The 20,936-nt window shown below is 52.1% G+C and carries 13 protein-coding genes; 8 read left to right on the plus strand and 5 right to left on the minus strand.

Annotated features, from left to right (window positions below; all coding sequences use genetic code 11):
* Positions 1-427 precede the first annotated feature (427 nt).
* Positions 428-1,993, minus strand: a complete 1,566-nt coding sequence (locus HF984_RS10850; RefSeq protein ID WP_168615673.1) for an alanine/glycine:cation symporter family protein — start codon at positions 1,991-1,993, stop codon at positions 428-430.
* Between the two features lie 535 nt (positions 1,994-2,528).
* Between HF984_RS10850 and HF984_RS10855 the strand changes: the two genes are divergently transcribed.
* Both HF984_RS10855 and HF984_RS10860 read left to right on the plus strand, forming a co-directional pair.
* On the plus strand, positions 2,529-4,202 hold the full coding sequence (locus HF984_RS10855; RefSeq protein ID WP_168615674.1) for an alpha-keto acid decarboxylase family protein: 1,674 nt from the start codon (positions 2,529-2,531) through the stop codon (positions 4,200-4,202).
* A 137-nt stretch (positions 4,203-4,339) separates the two neighbouring features.
* Positions 4,340-5,788, plus strand: coding sequence for an NAD(P)H-binding protein (locus HF984_RS10860; RefSeq protein WP_168615675.1), 1,449 nt, complete (start codon positions 4,340-4,342; stop codon positions 5,786-5,788).
* A gap of 200 nt (positions 5,789-5,988) precedes the next feature.
* On the opposite strand, the gene HF984_RS10865 is transcribed toward HF984_RS10860, so the two are convergent.
* Positions 5,989-6,672 (minus strand): hypothetical protein, encoded by a 684-nt coding sequence (locus HF984_RS10865; protein ID WP_168615676.1) that lies wholly within the window; start codon positions 6,670-6,672, stop codon positions 5,989-5,991.
* Positions 6,673-6,757: 85 nt separating this feature from the next.
* On the minus strand, positions 6,758-10,048 hold the full coding sequence (gene lysX, locus HF984_RS10870; RefSeq protein WP_168615677.1) for a bifunctional lysylphosphatidylglycerol synthetase/lysine--tRNA ligase LysX: 3,291 nt from the start codon (positions 10,046-10,048) through the stop codon (positions 6,758-6,760).
* 168 nt (positions 10,049-10,216) lie between these two features.
* On the opposite strand from lysX, the gene HF984_RS10875 reads away from it, so the two are divergent.
* Positions 10,217-11,365 carry an alpha/beta hydrolase gene (locus HF984_RS10875; RefSeq protein ID WP_168615678.1) on the plus strand — a complete coding sequence of 383 codons (1,149 nt, stop codon included), beginning with the start codon at positions 10,217-10,219 and terminating at the stop codon, positions 11,363-11,365.
* 402 nt (positions 11,366-11,767) lie between these two features.
* Here HF984_RS10875 and nhaA (HF984_RS10880) read toward each other — a convergent pair whose 3' ends face one another.
* Both nhaA (HF984_RS10880) and nhaA (HF984_RS10885) read right to left on the minus strand, forming a co-directional pair.
* Positions 11,768-13,141, minus strand: coding sequence for a Na+/H+ antiporter NhaA (nhaA, locus tag HF984_RS10880; protein WP_168615679.1), 1,374 nt, complete (start codon positions 13,139-13,141; stop codon positions 11,768-11,770).
* A gap of 234 nt (positions 13,142-13,375) precedes the next feature.
* Positions 13,376-14,734 (minus strand): Na+/H+ antiporter NhaA, encoded by a 1,359-nt coding sequence (gene nhaA, locus HF984_RS10885; protein ID WP_168615680.1) that lies wholly within the window; start codon positions 14,732-14,734, stop codon positions 13,376-13,378.
* 413 nt (positions 14,735-15,147) lie between these two features.
* Here nhaA (HF984_RS10885) and HF984_RS10890 point away from each other — a divergent pair, with 413 nt between their 5' ends.
* From HF984_RS10890 to HF984_RS11950, 5 genes are all read left to right on the plus strand, one after another.
* Positions 15,148-15,675 carry a MarR family winged helix-turn-helix transcriptional regulator gene (locus tag HF984_RS10890; protein WP_343947588.1) on the plus strand — a complete coding sequence of 176 codons (528 nt, stop codon included), beginning with the start codon at positions 15,148-15,150 and terminating at the stop codon, positions 15,673-15,675.
* Positions 15,676-16,809: 1,134 nt separating this feature from the next.
* Positions 16,810-17,397: a class III lanthionine synthetase LanKC N-terminal domain-containing protein gene (locus HF984_RS10895; RefSeq protein WP_168615681.1), complete on the plus strand. Its 588-nt coding sequence runs from the start codon at positions 16,810-16,812 to the stop codon at positions 17,395-17,397.
* A 7-nt stretch (positions 17,398-17,404) separates the two neighbouring features.
* Positions 17,405-18,124, plus strand: a complete 720-nt coding sequence (locus HF984_RS10900) for an ATP-binding cassette domain-containing protein (RefSeq protein WP_168615682.1) — start codon at positions 17,405-17,407, stop codon at positions 18,122-18,124.
* A gap of 62 nt (positions 18,125-18,186) precedes the next feature.
* Positions 18,187-20,073: an ABC transporter permease gene (locus HF984_RS10905; protein WP_168615683.1), complete on the plus strand. Its 1,887-nt coding sequence runs from the start codon at positions 18,187-18,189 to the stop codon at positions 20,071-20,073.
* Positions 20,074-20,562: 489 nt separating this feature from the next.
* Positions 20,563-20,838, plus strand: coding sequence for a helix-turn-helix domain-containing protein (locus HF984_RS11950; RefSeq protein WP_168615684.1), 276 nt, complete (start codon positions 20,563-20,565; stop codon positions 20,836-20,838).
* Positions 20,839-20,936: the final 98 nt, after the last annotated feature.

Below are 20,936 nucleotides of genomic sequence, written 5' to 3' on the forward strand. Positions count from 1 at the left end.
CAAGGATAATAATCGCATTATCAATAGATGACGGGCTGTGGTGGAGCGGGTTATCGCTCAAGTGAAGACCTGGCGGGTTCTTTATTCGGGGTTTAGACGGCCGTTGAGTTTGTATCGGCGGGTGTTTGCGGTGGTGCGGGGGTTGGTGTTTTATGCTGCTGGTCACCCCTTATGAATAATCCTCATATGCTTAATGTGCAGAAATACTTATATTTCGCATTATTTATTATTTTAAAAACAACTTTTATGGATTTGCGCTGTAGTTTTGACTTTTGTTCAGCGTAAATTTACGGAGAGCAGGCGGTATGACCGCCTCTGCACGCAAAAGCGCCCCGCCTCTCGTACAAGAGAAGCGGGGCGCTGCGCTTGCGCCGGAGGCCTAGTCCCTATGAATAAGTCTTAGAGGCATCCTTACCTGTGCTAGAAACTAGCTACGGTGACTTTCGCGTGCCTGCTGCTTAGCTTCTTTAGCTTCAACAATCTGCAGAGCACGGGTTTCCCAGAATTCGTTGGACGCGATTTCGTCGCGACCATCCCACGCGGCGAGATTGGCTTCGGGTAGGTCTTCACGGTGGAAGACGGGTTCTTTGCCAGCTTTGCGCTGCGCCTCGTAGTTCTTGAGAACCTTGATGACCTTGGGCATCAGGAGCATGACGGCGGTCAGGTTTACAACAACCATGCCAGCATTCAGAAGATCTGCGGTGTTCCACAGCAGATCCAGTGACGCGATAGCGCCGAAGAACACGAAGAACAGAACGATCAGGCGGAAGACCATCATCGGTACTTTGTTTTCGGTGACAAAGCGGATGTTGGACTCACCGTAGTAGTAGTTACCGATGATCGATGAGAACGCGAACAGGGTGATTGCGATGGACAAGAAGTGGATAGCCCAGCCACCGAGCTCAGCTGCCAGTGCGGTCTGAGTGAGGGACGCGCCCTGCGCCTCAACACCGTATTCGGGCTTGTAGATGAGAACAACGAAAGCGGTGATGGAGCAGATCAAGATGGTGTCGAAGTAAACGCCCAGTGACTGCACGAAACCCTGCTTAGCGGGGTGTGAAACCACAGCGGTTGCACCTGCGTTAGGAGCGGTACCCATACCAGCTTCGTTAGAGAGTAGGCCGCGCTTCATACCCCACAGCAGTGCACCCATCAGGCCACCAACACCGAATTCACGGATGCCGAATGCGCCCTCGAAGATTGCGAGTAGAACTGAGGGGATAGCGCCGATGTTGAGAATAACAACCAGCAGGCCCAAGCCTACGTAGAGAACAGCCATGACGGGCACGAGCCACTCGGTCACAGAGGAAATCGCGCGAATACCGCCGAAGATGATAGCTGCGGTGAGGGCCATAATGATGGCGCCGATGAGCAGGCGGTAGCCCATGCCGTTGGTGCCGGTGACGTCGATGCCGAAGGAGGTTGAGGTTGCGTCAACAATTGCGTTGGTCTGCACTGCTACGAACACGAATGCGTAGGTGACAACGATGAATGCCACAAAGATCAGGCCAAGCCACTTAGCGTTGAGGCCGCGCTTCATGTAGTACGCGGGACCACCGATGTAGGAGTCCTTGCCGCGTTCCTTGTAGAGCTGACCGAGCAGGGATTCTGCGAATGCGCTTGCTGCGCCGACGGATGCAATAACCCACATCCAGAACACAGCACCGGGGCCACCCATGGTGATAGCGATAGCCACACCCGCGATGTTGCCGGTACCCACGCGGGATGCTGCTGAGACGGTGAAGGCGCGGAAAGCTGAGATGCTCTTCTTGCCGTCCTGCTCAGTGCCAGCCGGGTCTTTGAGGATGCGGAACATTTCGCCGAGACCGCGGAACTGAATGCCGCGCGTCCAGATGGTAATGATCAAGCCAACGATAATCAGGGCCGCAAACAGAAAGTAGGTCCAGATGGTGTTGGTGATATTCAAGATGACGTCGGATGCGCCAGCAGTGGTTGCGTTCAACCACTCGATTGCGCCCAAAATAGCGTCCATATAGTGCTCCATATCTGCTTGAAACCACGCCGAAAAGCGCAAAAAATCCTGCGCACAATTTTTTCAGTGTTGCTTCGCTGCAAAGAAATAAGGAGGGGCATTGCGCGCCGATGATGTGTGAGCGCACCCCGTGAAATCGACATGTATGCCGACAATAGTTCGTTTTATTCTCACAGTCGAGAGCGAAATAAGCAATTTGGACACGTGCGGGAAACCAGCTTTTTACATAGGGTATGATATATGACACTTTTTTTGTTTGGGTGGTGTGCTATTTCGAGGGTTCAGGTGGTTGGCGCATGAGGGAGGGTGCAGTGCTGCGCAGGAGCGTGCGTGCTTGACTTGGACTTCGGTGTGGCTAGTAGAGATATGTGAGAAGGCTGTCGGGGATGATGTTGTCGATGGTGTGATGCGCCGGGTCTCGCTCGTACCTCGCGTCACACCTCACGTGTATGATGTGTTAGCGACCACATTCTTGGATGTGGGTGGGCTGCACATTTTACCCCACACACCTCTCACTTTTTTCAAAGGAACAAGCATGACTTACAACGTTGGCAATTACCTTCTCGACCGCCTGGCAGAACTGGGCGTCACCGATGTTTTTGGTGTCCCCGGCGACTTCAACTTGGGCTTTCTTGACGACGTTCTTGAGCATGAAAAACTCGAGTGGGTTGGCAATATGAACGAGCTCAACGCAGGATACGCAGCGGACGGTTACGCGCGCGTCCGCGGTCTTGGTGCCTTGGTGACCACCTACGGCGTGGGCGAGCTGTCATCCATTAACGCCACTGCAGGTTCCTACGCAGAAAACGTGCCCGTTATTCATATTGTGGGCGCACCGTCTTCAGCGGCTCAGAATTCGCACCTGCGCGTGCACCATACTCTCGGTGACGGCGACTTCAAACACTTTATTCGCATGGCAGACGAAGTCAATGTCTCTACCGCAATCTTGCAACCGGCAACCGCGCCTTTCGATATTGACCGTGTGTTGCGTGACGCCGTCGTCCACAACAAACCCGGTTACCTGATGCTGCCTGCCGATGTTGCCAGTGCAGAAATTGATCCGCCGGCATCGCCGCTTGAAGTGAAACTCGCGATCTCAACCAACGCGGCGAAGACTGCCTTTAAAAAAGTTGCTACCGAGTTCTTGCGCGGTAAGAAGACCTCCATTCTTGCGGACTACATGACCGCGCGTTTGCAGGCGACCGATAATCTGCAGCGCCTCATCGACACCACCAATTTTCCCTACTGCACGCTCATGGGCGCGAAGGCTCTTATTGACGAGAACAATAAGCAGTTCGCGGGCCTCTATCTGGGCACGTTGACCGCCGATGAAACTCGCACCGTCATTGAGGATGCTGAGGCAATCATCCTTTCAGCCGTCGCCTTCACCGATACCAATACCGTGGGTTTCTCACACAAGGTCGATATGTACAAGGCAATCAATCTTGGCGCTGAGTCAGCAACGATTGGACGTGAAACCTTCGCGCCGCTGGCATTGGGTGATGCGCTGGATATTCTCACCGAAGTCGCGGTAGAGGCTGGCGCTCAGCCCATGGACTTCACTCCGTTTACTCGCGACGTTGAGCAGCCCGCCGCGTCCGATGATGCCCTGGCCCAGAACCAGCTGTGGGATGTTGTTGCTTCCAACTTGGATGAGCTCAACACCGTAGTGGTCGAAATGGGCACCTCATTCTTTGGCATGGCATCACGTGGCTTCCCCAGGGACGCCCGTTTTATCGGCGCACCCCTGTGGGGTTCGATTGGCTACACCCTGCCTGCTCTTCTGGGCGCGGCAGTGGCTGATCGAGACTCTCGCGGAGTGCTCTTTATTGGCGATGGATCCGCACAGCTGACCATTCAGGAACTCGCTACCGTGGTGCGTCAGGGCCTCAATCCCGTCATCTTCTTGATCAACAATGACGGCTACACTATTGAGCGCGCTATTCACGGCAAGAAGCTCTCTTACAACGACATCGCTCCTATGGATTGGCAGAAGGTGCCCGCTGCGTTTGGCGCCACCGATGAGAACGCGGTGGTTCTGCGCGCATCCACCGTCAACGAGCTGTTGGAGGCCTGCGCGGTTGCTCACCGGGAAAAAGACAAGATGGTCTTTATCGAAGTCATCACCGATAAGGACGATATGCCCGAGACCCTGCGTAGGTTCGGTTCGATGGCGGCAGCGGCAAACAAGCTGGTGGAAAAAGAGTAAACAGATCTAGCTCTCGGTAATACGACCTAGGTTGTACGTATGAGCGCAACTGCGCTTTTATAGCTGAGTTCGATTACTCTTAACCTTAGGCAGACTACTTATAAATGCTGCATCTACACTGCGGTAAGGCGGTACATATGAAAATCCTTTTGACGGGCGCATCCGGCTACATTGGCGGAAACCTGCTCAAAGAGCTGAAGAAAAACCACGAGGTTATCGCGGTTTCACGCAGTACCAAGAACAAGGAAAACGAAGCAAACGTTACCTGGGTAGCGGCGGATCTCTTCGCTCCTGAAGATAATGAACGCGTCATGAAAGACATTGATCTGGCGGTTTACCTGGTGCACTCCATGCAGCCGCAGGCAAAGCTGACGCAGGCGAAATTTGAAGACATGGACGCTCTCCTTGCTGATAACTTCGCGCGAGCAGCGGCGAACAACGGCGTCAAGCGCATTGTGTACTTGAGCGGTATCGTCCCCGATGATGAAAAGCTTTCGCGTCACCTTGCTAGCCGTCTAGAGTGCGAGAAGATTCTTGGTTCTTTCGGCGTTCCCGTGACTACCTTACGTGCCGGTTTGATTGTGGGACCGAAGGGTTCGTCCTTCCCGATTCTGCAGTCACTGGTAGAGCGTCTGCCCGGTCTGGTGCTGCCCTCCTGGGCGTATAACCGTACACACCCGGTGGCTTTGCGCGACCTCATCGACGGTCTGCTCGCAGTGATTGAGCGCGAAGACCTCGGCCAGCAGTCCATTGACATTGGTGGGCCTGAAGAAATGAACTACCGCGAGCTCTTTGAAGAAACCGCAGAAGTTCTGGGCAAGAAGCTGCCCATGGTGGATCTGCCGATTATTCCCGTCTGGCTCTCTAAGGCGTGGGTCGCCCTCATTAGCGGTAAGCCGATTGAGATGGTCGGTCCGCTGCTCGATAGCCTGGCGCACGACATGGTGATTACTCCCGAACATACCGTAGAGGGAATTACTAATGCGCCCACGCCTTTTAAGGAAAGCGTGCGACTGGCTACCGAAAACCAAGACTCACTGGGCTACACGCTGCCCAGCTTCTCACTCCCCTTGAAGAAGGACGTTGAGAACCCTAAGAACGATGTGAAGTCCATTCAGCGCATCACTATTCCCGAGCGCTGGTCGGTGCAACACACCGCGAGCTACTACCTGCAGTGGCTCTCACGATCGAGCCTGAAAATCGTGGGTACCAGCGTCAACGACAATCACGCTGAGATTCGCCTGCCTATTCTCAAAGACCCGATTCTCACCCTCGACTACTCACCGGAACGCTCACGTGAGGACGCCGTTACCTACATGATTAGTGGCGGACGCCTGGCGCGTGTTCAGGAGGGCGGACGCGCTCGCTTGGTCTTCCGTCGTGTGCTGGATGAAAGCCGCGTCATTATCGCTATTCATGAGTACGAGCCTGCACTGCCGTGGTTTATCTACACTCTGACGCAGGCGCGGGTGCACCTGGTGGTCATGACTGTCTTTGGTTACGAGACAGGGGCGCTCGCAAAGTACTATAAGCTACGTGAGAAGCTTGGCGCTCGCAAGGCGCAGGGCAGGCATGTAGCGGCGTAGGGTTTTGAGAACCCGAGATGGGCTAGTCGTGGCGGATGCGAGATAGCGAGCATGCAAAGAGCCGCGGCTAGAAAGCCCGCCAACCAACTAGCCCACCAAATCATAAAGAACGCGCAGTTCCTTAGTACGCGAAAGGGGAGGGATGTACCGTTTTTTAGCTTAAAAACGGCCCATCCCTCCCCTCTCGCGCGTTAGGCTCGCTAGCCAATCAGCACCAGGTGCACCACCACATCCACAATCAGCCCCAGTGCTGCCAGTGCGCACGCTACGGGGATTAGGACGCCAACCACCGGGCGAATCCGCGTCCACACCTTCTCAAGCCAACGCGCGAAAGCGCCATGCTGCCCCAACGCTACCGCCACACACAGGGCAAACAACGGAACCTGCGAAATAATCGCCCACAGGCTCAAACCCACCACCTGCACGGCAAAAGGCTGATGCGACGACAGCGCAACGGTGGCAACAAACGGCACATCGCTGGTCACCAGAGCAATAAACCCTAACGCCACCGCAATCAGCCCCGCCGCGGTGCGGGTCTTCTCTTCTTTCTCGCGTCCGCGCTTGCGAAAACTGATGACCGCGTATACCAGCAAACCGGCGGCAACCGCGAGCTTCAGAGCAACCGTCCACAACCCGGAGTGCAACAGCACATGCAGTATCTCGTGCCAAGGAATATCGCGGATGCGTTCGCCCACCACCTTAGACAGCACCAGCCCCCACACCGCCGTGCCACCAATAAGCACCGCCCCAAAAGTCAGGACGCTAGCACGCGGCTTTCGCACGGCGGGGTTGGCTAAGAACACCGCGGCAATCAGCGCAGGCGCGGGGTCAAAACCGCCGAGCGACAGCGGCAGGACGGTGAGCAGATAGTGGAAGGCGTCCATCGTTTTCTTTCTTGCCGCGAGAGGGGAGGGATGTACCGTTTTTTAGCCAAAAACGGTACATCCCTCCCCTCTCGCGCATCTAGTTTTACTCAGCGGGCTTGACGAATGGGAAAGCGAGCACACCGCGAATCTGGGTCTGCGTGAGTAGCATGACCAGGCGATCGACGCCGATGCCCAGACCACCCGTGGGCGGCAGACCGGTTTCGAGTGCGTAGAGGAAGTCCTCATCAATCTGCATGGCTTCAAGATCGCCAGCCGCTGCCTTAAGCGACTGTTCGGTCAGGCGCCTGCGCTGCTCGAGAGCGTCCGCCATTTCAGAATAGGCGGTGCCGATCTCCATGCCGTTAATCACCAAGTCCCAACGTTCAACCAAGCCGGGCTTGCTACGATGCGGGCCGGCAAGCGGTGAGGTTTCAACAGGGAAGTCCGTGTAGAAAGTAGGTGCCACAGTGTGTGCTTCAACGAGCTCACCGTAGAGTTCCTCAATAACTGCGCCAGCACCCATGTCATCGCGCACGTGAATTTCATTCTCGCGGGCAAGACGCAGGAGCACCTCAAAGTCGGTATCCAGTGAAACCTCAAAACCCACGGCTTCTGAGAGCGCATCCAGCACACTGACCACGCGCCAGGGACCGGAGACATCTGTGAGCACGCGCTCGGTGCTGTTCTTCGCACCCAGCGGCAGTACCTCGTCGCCAAAGGCCGCGTACGCCGCGTTCTTAATGAGCATCTCGGTGAGCAGGCGCATCGTCGTGTAATCCGCGTAGGGTTTATACGCCTCAAGTACCGTGAATTCTGGGTTGTGGGTGGCGTCCGCACCCTCGTTGCGGAAGTCGCGTCCTAACTCGTAGACAGAACCCATTCCGCCCACCACTAGGCGTTTCAAATATAGCTCGGGAGCAATACGCAAGGTCAGGTCAGCACCGTAGGCGTTGATGAAGGTCTTGAACGGACGCGCCGACGCACCACCGTGCACCGTGTTCAGAATCGGGGTCTCAACCTCGGTGAAGCCATCTGAATCCAGCGTCTTGCGAATAGAGGTAATCGTTGCCGAACGCACCTTCAAGTTTTGCACCTGATCGGTGTTCACCAACAGGTCGGTGGAACGACGGCGCAGGCGAGACTCAGGATCGCTAAATTCATCAAACGGAATAGGATGCAACGACTTAGACGCCAACTGCCAGCCGCCAGCAATCAGCGAGGGTGTGCCGTTGCGCGAAGCCCCCAGGACGCCCGTGAACGCCGCAATATCACCGGTATCAAGGTTGCTAGTGAGTAGCGCGAACTCGGTGGCTCCCAGGGCGTCACGCTCACAGACCACCTGTGCGGTAGAAGTACCTTCAATCAACTGCGCAAAAGCAACACCGCCGTGCACGCGTACTGAACGCACGCGTCCTGCCACAGTGAGCTGCCGCTCTGGCCCGCCCACCGCTAAAAATTCAGCGAGCTCTTGCACGCCGAAACGTGCACGCAAACCCAGCGGGTAGGGGTTGTGCCCCGCCTCGCGCAACTGATTGAGATGGCGGATGCGATGGCGCGTCTGATCAGACCAGCGCGGTTCAAGATCGGCAGCTACGACGCGGCGACGCTCAATAGCGCGAATCTGCGCGATGGAATCATCATCGAGCACACGCATCGTGCGGTCTTGAGCAGACCACCACTGCGGCAAGAAGCCCTCGGCAATACCAGCCGCGATACCTACCTGCACCAGCGAAACCGTCGAATCGGTGCACAGGTAACGCGGCAACCACTCGGGCGCGAACTTCTGGTTGAACTTATACAGACGTTCCAACTGCAAGAAGCGGTCAAAAACGCCAAGAGTGCGCGATGCCAAACGGGTAGTGGGGCTAGCGCCAAAGTGCTCAGCGTTTTCAAAGATGCTGCGGAACATCGCGAAGTTCAGCGACACCTTAGAAACGCCGAACTCCGGTGCGCCTTCCATGAGCTCAGCAACCATGAACTCCACAATGCCGTTGGGCGCATCGGGGGAGCGGCGCATAACATCCAGCGAAATACCCGTCTTACCCCAGGGCACAAACGAAAGCAGACCAACCATCTGGTCGGATGCATCGTGGGCAGCAACAAGAATTGAGCGAGCATCGGCAGGGTCGCCTAAGCGTCCTAACGCCATCGAGAAGCCGCGCTCGGTTTCACCGTGACGCCAGCTATCAGCATTCGCAACCAGCGATGACAGCTCAGCCTCAGAAAGATCACCGTGATAACTCATAGTGACGCTGTAACCGCCCTTACGCACACGGTTCACCGCATGACGCACCTCGGTCAGCGAGGTGTTATTCAGGCTGAACCGGTCGGTGTAAAGCACAGCCTCATCACCCATCGACACCACGCTCAACCCGGCATTAGCGTAGGCACGCGCACCGTCCTCACTTACACTCAGCGCAGCGGGAACCCAACCGTACGTACGCGCGTTCTCCCTCCACTGCTCAATCGCATCGGCCCACGAACCCGGATTACCCACCGGATCACCGGATGCCAAACACACCGAATTAATGATGCGGTAAGACACCGCTGCCTGACGGTCAGTTGAGAAAATAAGAAGCTTCTCACGACGCGTCGCAAAGTACGACAGAGAATCCTGCCCACCAAAATCCTGCAAAAGGGAACGAAGCTCAACCTCGTGCGCAGGCGTCCAACTGTGATCGCTGTACGACTTCGCGGGCGACCGCAAGAACACGAAAGCTGACGCCAACAGCGTGATACCCAAAAGCGTCGATGCCACCTGCAACACCCAGTTGGCGTGCGGTGACGGCGGGCGGAAACCCGGATCAATGCCGATAGTGTGCAAGAAAACCTGAAGCTCCGGCAGACCCTGCGACTCAGACGCAAACCAAGTGAACACACCCGTAAGTACCACACCAGCCAGCAACACCAGCGCCGCACTCAACCACGCCGAACGGTGGATGCGAGCAGGAAAAGCCGGGCGCGCCCGCCACAAAAAGACCAGCGCAAACAGCGCAAAGAGCATAGAGAAAATATCAGCCAGCGGATTGCGGAAAGACAGCTCAGAGAAAAGTTCTGTGGGCACCGCAAAATTAATCAGCGCGGTCAGCGTACTAATACCCGCAAGAAAACCAATAACCTGAAAGAACATCACCGCGTACAAGCCAATGCGCTTACGACGAATCAGCGTAGAGGTAATGAGAAACAAAATCGCGGCAGACAACAGGGTATGCGTCACCGGCATATTCAGCAGGCTAAAACCAGCCTCCCACCACATGAAACCCCTGTGACCGCGTAGCGGCGACAGCAACCACGCAAAAAATGAGATAAGAGTTCCAAGAGCATATAGCCCGATGGTAATTCTTGCGGTTCTCTCTCTACCTCGAGAGGTCTCTACCGGCGAAGGATGCTTCATGGTGTGGCTTTCAAAATGGGGAACTTAACAACCACATCATAGACCGTTCATAGGAACAGGGACACGGTTTTGTAGAACCCCCGGCAACCCAACAGCATTCATACGGTATTTTCCCAGCTAAACCGTGCACTCTATTGAAAGAATTATCGCGCGCACGAAAGAAGAGCCATGGATATTGCCGGTCCCGCATTCGTCTGGGGAATCACAGCGGTCACCGCCGTGGTACTTCTCATCGCCATTTTCATTCTTCCCCGGCATCGCGGCCCCGGCATCGGCAAATACTTGACGCAGGCGATAGCGCTGATAGTGAGCGTCCTTCTGTGCATCAGCACCATTGGCGCGTGGCTCAATAAAGAAAACCAGTGGTTCACCAGCTGGCAAGAAATCGTCAGCCCCGAAACCTCGCAGGACGCATCCACCCAAGACTACGGTGCGAAAGAAACGAAGGCCTCTGCTGCCGTTCCCGCGGTAGAGCAGGTAGCTACCGCTGTGCAGAAAAACCCGGCGTCCAACTCTTTTTTCGGCTCGCAACTTTCACAGGATGACTCCAAAGGCCAATACGTAAAATTTGATGTGCCCGGTAGTGTCAGCGGCAAAACCATGAGCGTGACCGCCTGGCTACCGCCGGGATATATGAGCAATCCCGATAAGTTTTACCCCGTCATCATGGGGTTCCCAGGTTTTCCCGGCAGCCCTAATACCTACCAGAACACCATTGACTACGGGGCACTTCTGCGCGATAAAAACACCAGCGGTAATCTGGCAAACACAATTCTGATTGTTCCCGACGTTTACCCCGGCAACTACGACAGCGAATGCGTGGACGCCTCTGGCGATAACACCCCGCACACCGAAACCTTCGTGACGCAGGACCTGGTGCCCTGGATTAAAACTAACCTGCGCGTCATCGATAGCAAGGATGCGTGGGCAACCACCGGTTATAGTGCCGGCGGCTGGTGCGCGTCCATGTTCACCGTGAAACACCCCGATATTTTCAGTGCGGCGCTCGTGCAGGCGGGCTATTTTGAGCCGATTTACAGCGATAACCAGAAGTGGCTGGACGACCACGACCCCAACTACATGCTGCCCGATATTGTCTCGCGCACTAAACCCGACGTCGGTATTTTCTTCTACACCAGCGACGACGATGATCTGCCCAAAGACACCCTGCCCGCCTTCCGCAAAGCAGTCCAAGCACCCACTGAACTCACCATCTCAACGGTGCCTACCGGCGGGCACCGCGTAGAAGTCTGGGTGCCGGGCATTAACCTGGGGTTGGACTGGCTGGCGCAGCGCTCAGGATATTTCGCGAAATAGCTGGCGGGCGGTTTTCCGAGCTAGCGAGGAAACAAAAATCGCTCGCCAGAAAGCCCATGTGTTTACTTGCGCGCGGTGTATTTTCAGCGGGTACGTTTCTTAATGTGTGAGAGGGGCTAGCCGTGGCGGATGCGAGCTAGCGAGCATGCAAAGAGCCACGGCTAGGAAGCCTACCGGTTATAACTCGACCAACCCGCCATTGTTATCGGTGAGATATTAAATGCGTGAAAGGGGAGGGATGGGCCGTTTTTAGCTAAAAAACGGTCCATCCCTCCCCTCTCGCGGAAAATGCTAGCTCGGAAAATTGCGGTGAATTCGCTTCGCTCATCGCTTTTTCGCTTCGCCGCTTACGCTGTGCTGAGCGCTGACTAGCAATTTTTATTTCCGCAGTGCGGAAAATTGCTAGTCAGCCCTTTTCGCGCCGCCGCCTAAATGAGAGCCGTTGTCGGTGAAGGCATCTGGAATACCGTCCTCATCGCTGTCCAAGCTCTCCTTCTCAGTAAGTTCCTTGTAGTGCTTGTTACGACGCGACAGCACCAGCGAACCCAAAATAGCGGCAGAAACCGAACCCACCAGAATCGCGATCTTCGCGTTTTCAGTGTGCTCAGAACCCGGGCCGAACGAAAGCTCAGCTACCAGTAGCGAAACGGTGAAACCGATACCCGCGGTCATCGCCAAACCAATGACGTCCACCCACGCGATATCCGGATCAAGGTTAGCCTTGCGGAATCGGGTAACCAGCCAAGTCGTCAAAGTAATACCGATGGTCTTACCAAGAACCAAGCCGAGCATAATGCCCAAAGCAACCGAGTCGGTCAGCGCCTTTGCCAGGCCGCCGAAACCGCCCATCGCCACACCGGCTGAGAAGAACGCAAACACCGGTACGCAGAAACCCGTAGAAAGCGGACGCAGGCGGTGCTCAAGAACCTCCGCCAAGCCAGCGGGCGCATCCGCGGCACGTGACTTTTTGTTGTACACCACTGGCACGCAGAAGCCCAAGATAACGCCCGAAATGGTCGCGTGAATACCTGACTCCAAGAACAGTGCCCAGGTGACGATGCCCAGAGGTAGCAGAATCAACCAGGATGCGAGTGGCTTGAGGTGGAACATAGTCTCACCTTTGTGCGCGATCAACCAGAACAGCGCAATCGGAATCAGCGCCAACAGAAGGTAAGTCAGTTTGAAACCGGTGGTGTAAAAAATCGCGATGATGAAAATCGCGATGAGGTCATCAACCACAGCGAGCGTCAGCAAGAAGATGCGCAACGCAGACGGCAACGCCGTGCCCACCGCTGAAATAACCGCCACAGCGAACGCAATATCGGTTGCTGTAGGAATAGCCCAGCCATGCAAGGCAGACGGGTTGCTGAAGTTAATCGCCGCGAAAATCAGCGCGGGAACCGCTACACCACCGAACGCAGCAGCGATAGGGACGATAGCCTTACCGGGATCATGAAGGTCACCGACCACAAACTCTTTCTTCAGCTCAAGGCCGGTCAGAAAGAAGAAGACAACCAGCAGACCATCTGCAGCCCACTCAGAAACCGTCATCATCAGGTGGTGAAAACCTGGAACATGGGCGCCAACCTCGGCGTCACGTACACCGAAGTAGAAATCTGCCGCCGGAGAGTTTGCGAGTATAACGGCGAGAACAGTGGCAACAAGCAGAATGAAACCGCCCACCGTTTCTTGGCGCAAAATCTCCGCCACGCGGCTGGACTCAGAATAAGAGCCGCGGGAGAGCGTCTGGTTATGAGGTGCTGAAGAATTAGACACTCACATCCCCTTTCAATGTACGAACGTTTCTTTTTACTTTATGACCGGGAACGTAAGTAAGGGTGGTTTTTTCGCATGTTGGGACGAAGTGTGACACATTCAGCGTTTGCGCGAGAACCTGGGGGTGAAGATTTCGAGGGGCAAGGAAGTGAAACGGTGAGCTTTCTGGTGAGCGGTTTTTGTTTCCTCGCTCGGAAAACCGCTCACCAGCCCCTCTCGCGGTCAATTTAATTGCTAGTCAGCGCGCTTCGCTCCGCCGCCCAGTGAGGCACCGTTGTCGGCGAAGACGTCGGGGATACCGTCGGCATCAGCGTCCACAGATTCTTTCTCTGCAATCTTCTTGTAGTGCTTGTTGCGCAGGCTCAAGATGATTGTGCCTAAAACAGCTGCGGTGACCGAGCCGGTGAGGATCGCTACCTTCGCATCATCGTTGTGATCAGAGCCAAGACCGAATGAGAGTTCGGCAATCAACAGCGAAACGGTGAAGCCGATACCTGCCAGAGTTGCCACGCCAAAGACGTCCACCCACGCGATATCAGAGTCGAGGTTTGCGTTCTTAAAGCGGGTAACCAGCCAGGTGGACGCGGTAATGCCGATCATCTTGCCAAAGACCAGTGCGAGGACGATGCCGTAAGCGATGGGCTCGGTGAGCGATGAGGTAAAGCCGTTCCAACCGCCGAGTGCTACACCCGCTGAGAAGAACGCGAATACGGGGACGCAGAAGCCAGCGGAGAACGGGCGGATGCGGTGTTCCATGACCTCTGCCAGTCCGTGGTCAGCGTCTACGGCTTCTGCGCGCTTGTTCATGCGCACGGGAATCATGAAGGCGAGAATGACGCCCGCAATGGTTGCGTGAATACCCGAGTTGAGGAACAGCGCCCACACGATGAAACCGATGGGGAGCAAGATGAACCATGCTGCTGCGGGCTTGAGATGGAAAAGCTTTTCGCCCTTGCGTGCGATTAGTGCGTAGAGAGCGATGGGGATGATAGCCCACAGCAGGTACTGGATTTTGAGGTCTGAGGTGTAGAAGAGGGCGATGATGGTGATAGCGATGAGGTCATCAACCACTGCCAGAGTCAGCAAGAAGGTACGCAGTGCAGACGGCAGGTGCGAGCCGATGACGGCAAGAACAGCTACCGCAAACGCAATGTCGGTAGCCGCCGGAATAGCCCAGCCACCGCGCGCCTCAGCAGAGCCCGAAAGGTTGATCAAGAAGTAGATGATTGAGGGCAGAACGACGCCGCCAGCTGCTGCCACCATGGGCACAAGCGCTTTGCCAGGGTTGCGCAAATCGCCAATCACAAATTCTTTTTTGAGTTCTAGACCAACGAGAAAGAAGAAAATCGCGAGCAGGCCGTCCGCTGCCCAGTGACCGATTGAAAGCTTGAGATGAAAGTCGCCGATATCGCGTCCAACGTAGGCATCGCGTAGACCGAAGTAGCTTTCAGCGGCACCACTGTTCGCGAAAATGAGGGCAGCTACGGTGGCGGCTAGAAGCATCATGCCACCTACGGACTCTTTGGCAAGAATTTCGCTGATGCGCTGGGATTCGCGGTAGGTACCGCGAGAAAGAACGGTGTTCTGAGACATAGTTCTCCAAACGGGAAGTCGACAAAATATGTACTACCCGCTTTGCCCCTTCTCGACCCGCAGTTTCACGGGCAGACCCCTAGCCCTAAGAGCCAGTAGTAGAAAGAGAAAAACGGGTGCCGACCAGACTTCCCGGCACACCTGAACGCACAATTCTACCAGCTGAGGGGTGATGTGACCACAGGTTTTGAAGAGCGCACCGTCTAAAAATAAGGGAACGTACGGTTACTCATATTTGAAAGTCACAATGGATTTTTTCACGTATCACTAGGTAAGGAACGCCTAAGTGTTTTAGTATTAGGTAGTTATTTTTAATGAAATAACTTTTTAAATCAGCACTTCAGGGCGTCTTTTAACTCCCTAAAGAACCACATAAAGACAGCTCGATAAGAACATACGAAACGGAGCACTTAGTGAGCAACCAGCAGGACGTCGAGGTCAATCGCCCGGTGGATAGCACTCCCTGGCTGACCGATGATGAGCGTGATGCGTGGCTGTTCCTCAGCTCCGTCATCTTCAATCTTCCCGGTGCTTTGGAGACTCAGCTGGAGCGAGATTCAGACCTGAGCTTTGTGGAATACATGGTTCTTGCAATGCTGTCTGAGGCTCCGGAATCACGTTTGACGATGACTGAGCTTGCGCGCCAGACCAACACTTTATTGCCTCGCCTATCACGCGTGGTTACTCGCCTTGAGAAGTATGAGTTTGTGGAGCGTACCGTCTGGGCGAAAGACCGCCGCGTGAGCATCTGCCACCTGCTTCCTGCAGGACGCGAGAAGATTTTAGAGGCAGCTCCCGGGCACGTTCTTGAGGTTCGCCGTCAGATTTTTGATCGTTTGAATAAGCGTCAGACGGTGCAGCTGGCGAAGATTGGTGAGGCCATTTTGGGTGGTAAACCTTCTGAGATTATTACCGTCAAGAAGTCGGTTATCGAAGAATAAAAGAATTTTTATCAAAGGCGTCGTTTTGAATAAAAGCGGCGCCTTTTATTTGTGCAAAAAATATATTACTGATGCGTTCATTTATGTAACTAATGCTGTGGCATTCTCTAATTCTGGTTGGCCTACTCTAAGGGGTGAATCCGCTCTGATTAGCAATGATGCCGTGGGGTGGAACGCTGAGGTGATAGTGCGCGGTTTCATGCATTATGAACCATAAAATAGTCATTGGTTTACCAAGCTCATGCGCACGTTATATTTTTACCTCACGTTTCTATCAAGGAGGACTTTCACTTTGACCCCCCTGGTTGTTGCCCTTATTTTTCGGCTGAAACGTCAAGCCATGCTGAGGCGAACCGACTGCTTACATTTCTAGTTCCATGAGAAGAACACTGTTTCAAAAGAGCTCATCAAAATCCAAGTTGTGAGAATATCTCTATCGCATCACAAGTAGACCCCCTTTATATAACTCCTCAGCAAGCTTTTCAAAGTTCCACCGTTCACCACTGCAGAGCTGATTACCACCATTGAGAAAGCATCAGAGAAGGTTCTATCTCCCTGCTTCCCTTTTGACAGAAAACCCCTACTACTGACCCCCTCGTGATGAATGAGGCTCTCGCACCCAACTGAAATGACATTCGATAAACAGAACCAAATTTTCGGGTAAGACGTAAAAATGAGCATCAACTACCAATACATATGCACCTACAGTGAAATTAATAATGCGCACTGACCTGTTGTTCGGAGGACCGCAAGGATGTCACGCATTCCAGATCTAGAACTTCAGAGTTTTCTGGGTTTATGGATCTTGACTGGTAGAGAATATGACATTCCAAGCCACTGATCCTGGAGTCATAAATTTCGACCAGTGGGTATGCGTTAAGCCTGAAAGTGATTAATAGGCTGGTCAATCAATTGTGATTGGTGACTGAACGGATAGTGGTGTAAGTCAAACTCTCACCCGTATCACTTACCGACTAACGACAGCCACCTGATCCGCAGAAACGAGGTATCCAATAAAGAGACACCTAGTACTGTTCGTATTTGGCGAGAACTGATGACTAGCACTCAATAGTTTGAAAAAATAAATTTATGCTTGTCAGGGTAGGTTTCCAGTGCTAGGCTTACGAATAGAACTTGAATCACAATCAAGTACTACTCTTTTTTAGAAAAATAAATTCTAATTATGCAGATAGGGCTAGCGCTGGAAAATTTATAGTAATATATGCTTCTAATTTAAATGAACTAGAATCTTTATTAGAAATTCTTGATAGCAGTCTATCTAATTTTCCTGGTGGCTATATACTTTCAGATGTAAAATATAAAGATTCTCCTGTCTATGTAAGATATGGAGGTTTTAAAGAAAAAATTAAAATTGATAATTCCGGATCTGAAATACTCTGTATAGAAAATCCTCAAGGTGACTATATAGAAGATTCTCGAGGCCCTTCATTAACAATTCCAGATTTTGTCAAAATTCCCTCTTTTCTTCAAAAGCAAGTTGATGAACGTCTAAATCCATCCGATAATTCATTGAATAAACTAATCGAGGGTTATAAATTTGAATTTCCTCTGCATTATAGTAACGGGGGAGGAGTGTATCTCCTTACCCGTAAATCAGATAATCTTAAATTTGTCATGAAAGAAGGACGCAAAAATGTTGCCTTCGATCCACGTGGCGCAGATTCATTTGAACGCGTTCAAAATGAATATATAAAGGAATAATGCTAAAGTGCAACCCTTAGATATTAAGAATCTGTCCTTTACCTACCCAAACAACGACAAAGATACCCTCACTGATATCAATCTATCCATCGCACCTGGTGAATGGGTAGCTATCATGGGACCGTCGGGGTCAGGAAAATCTACTATTCTTCTGTGCGCTTCTGGGCTACTTCCTGCAACAGCTGACACCCTTGCTATCAACGGTCTCGATATCTTGCATGCGACGAAAAAACAACTGGCTCTCCTCCGACGAAGAAAACTTGGTTATATCTTTCAAGAACTTAATCTTGTCCCTGCGCTAACAGTTGCTCAAAACATAGCAATATCTTTCACTCTCGATAAAACCAAAGTGACCCCATCTAATATTTCGCAGGCTCTTCACCAAGTGGGCCTAGAAAACGTCGAAAACAAACTTCCTCATGAGCTATCTGGCGGTCAACAACAACGAGTTGCAATCGCCAGAACACTGATCTCTGATCCAGCAATAGTCTTTGCCGATGAACCAACAGGAGCGTTAGATACCGATAATGGAGAACAAGTCTTACAGCTTTTTGAGAAACTAACTGCTCAGCAAAAATCTATCCTTATGGTGACGCACGATCCAAATGTAGCCGCACGGGCTAATCGTATAGTCTGGGTGGTTGACGGACAGATAATCTCAACTCTCGAGGGTGGAAACCCAACTCAGATTGCGCAGCAGCTAGCTAACATTGGAGAAGCGAAGTAGCCATGTTATACCTCTCCTGGAGCATGATTTTTCGTCACAAGACTCAATATTTTGGTCTTGCAATGACTATTACATTGGGGGCGCTTTTATTGGGTTCGTCCTTATCTCTTCATAACAGTACTCAGCATCCTGTCTTTACTACTGAGGATCGAAGAGTTAGCGAAATAGAAACCTTACGCCAACTGGCAGAATCTAGCGCCTGGTTTACTAATCTCATGGCTTGGCTCACCATTCTTATCACTACATGGATTGTCGCTCAAACTATGAGCTTTATTCTGGCTCAGCGCAGGAAAGAGCTGGCTCAGCTTCTGTTGGTGGGTGCGAGTAAAGCTCAGCTTTATCTGCTGGTTATCTGTGAATCTGTCATCATAAGTTTTCTCGCTGCATGTGTAGGGGCTTTGGCTTCGCCCGTACTTATCAAGCCTTATAGCAAGCTTCTCGTTCTATCTAACAACGGTAGTCCAGAACTCTCGTATCATCCCGATTTCACCGCTTTGGTAATTTCTGTCGGTCTTATCGTATTGAGTACAGTGATAGGAGCTCTTCTAGCTATTCGAAAAATAGCCTCACTATCGTTGATTGAAGCAGTTCGTTCTCCATCTGTTGTAGATTCTCGAAAATTTTCTGGCAAGCGGATATTTATGGTGATCATAGGTTTTCTAGCTCTTGGAGTCGCATTTTTACCTACCGGGAATTTAATGGGATATCAGCTTTCAACCTTGTTGACTGGCACCGGTGCGACCATTGTAATTGTTTCTTTATCGCCTTTACTAGTACCGAGCATATCCCACGGTATCGGTAGGTTACTTTCGCCAATCGCCCCTGGCCCTGCCCAGGTAGCACAAGAATATACAAGGCTTTCACCATTACGGACAGCATCATTAGCAACGCCGCTTATATTACTGTTATGCCTAGTGTCAGTATTTGCAATGCTTGCACAAACAGGACGATCTGAAACATATGCTCAATCTACCCAACTGAAAAATACAGATTATTTTGTTTCAGCAGACGATATTAAATTTCATCCTCAAGAACAACAAGATCTGGAAAAAAATCAAAATATAGCTCAATCAACCTCTCTTGTCACTGCACCTGATTGGTTAACCCCAGAATCAAATCGAGCTATTTCAATTGTTGCTATCAATCCCCAAAATATCAAAGATTTCATACCCGTTTCCGTACGTGAGGGAGACCTCTCCGCAGTTGAAGGAGATAGGGTAGCTTCTTTCTCTGGGAGAGTAGGAGATCAGCATATAGTTCAATCTCCAGGCGGTCACCAGGAAGTAATTCAGGTGGTGGCTGTGGTTGATAGCAATTTCTTTATCCACGGGGATTACATAGTGGATAAGAGCACCTTTGATCTTTCTAACAACATCGTTGACACGCAGCTGTTAGCGCAAGGCTCGGATGGTGTAGATTTGCAATCTTTCACGGCTACTGTTCATCAGGTCTTACCTGATGCGACTGTTTCTTCCGGGGCAGAGTGGGTCACTCAGAAAGTCAATCAAGGGATGAAGTCTTTGATGTTTGCAATTATTTTGTTGGCAGGTGGAGCTACAGTTTTGGCTCTTTTCAACTTAATTCAGACTTATCTGACTGCTTTGATAGGACGCCGAAAAGATATCGATATATTGCATCGTGTAGGTATGACGCGTTCGCAAATTATGGAAGCAAATGCAATTGAAGTGCTCATGGTTTTGTTGGTAGGAAGTTTGTTATCTGCAGGAGCGATATATATAACTTCTGCGCGAATGCAAGTTAGCTTAGCTGATATGGGTAGCGTCGTGCGCCCTGTTTTGCCGGTGACAATCTTTGCAATTATGGCAGGGATATGTTTGTTGACAATGCTTGTCGTTGCGTTAGTGGAAGGTTATTGGCTATCTATCAGAACAACCTACCGAGGATTATTCCTTAATTCTCATCGGCCACAAAAGGGCACAGCCCGTTAATTAACTCTTGTATAGAAAAGTGTGACTCAGGAAAATAAATATAACCTGTACGCAATAAATTTCCTTGGAGGCTACTGCTCCTATTTTTGCCGCTGGTGGGGCCGTTGTCTAGTTGGTGGGTGTGGGGTGTGGTCCTGCTTTTGAATAAACCTTTTTAAAAGCCTCCTCGCCTCCTGTCAGAAATTTTTAGCGGCATGCACAAACAAAAGTTCCGCATTCAATAGTTAGTGAACAGACCCAGCCTGAACTCATGTACGCGGGAGTCGTAATTGCATCAAAAGCAATATCAATCTGTGTCTAATCGAAAGGGACAGATGTGGTGTTCTCTACGGTTTCCCAAGGAAAAGTGGTAGCTGACATTTTGGCCTCCTGGCTATATAGAGGCTTATTCATAAGGGGTAAAACCCACCAACTAGACAACGGTCCCACCAGCAGCAAAAATGAGGGTTAAATCATCACAAATAACCTCAAACACCACCGGAAGAACCGTTGCACAACAAGCGTACAACCGGGCTAACCAGCGCACAATTCGCCACACTCGCTACCGCCCTGAACAAGAACCTCACCTGGGAAAAACTAGATACCAGACCACGAAAACTCTCCCTCAACACAGCACTAAAAATCACCCTTCTCTACCTACGCCACAACCTCACCGAAGAACTCCTGGGTGAAGCATTTGGAGTCTCCCAGTCAACGATTTCTAGAACCATCCACCGCATAGAGAACGCCCTCATACTGAAGTGTCCCAGGTTTTGTTCCGTTTGAGTAGATGGGAAAATCTGGAATATGCCAAGAAAATTTGACCAGGATGCAAAGGACCGTGTGGTCCGTCTTGTAGAGGACCGCATCTTGGCGGAAAATAT

Source organism: Rothia terrae (genome assembly GCF_012396615.1).
Classification (GTDB): Bacteria; Actinomycetota; Actinomycetes; order Actinomycetales; family Micrococcaceae; genus Rothia; species Rothia terrae.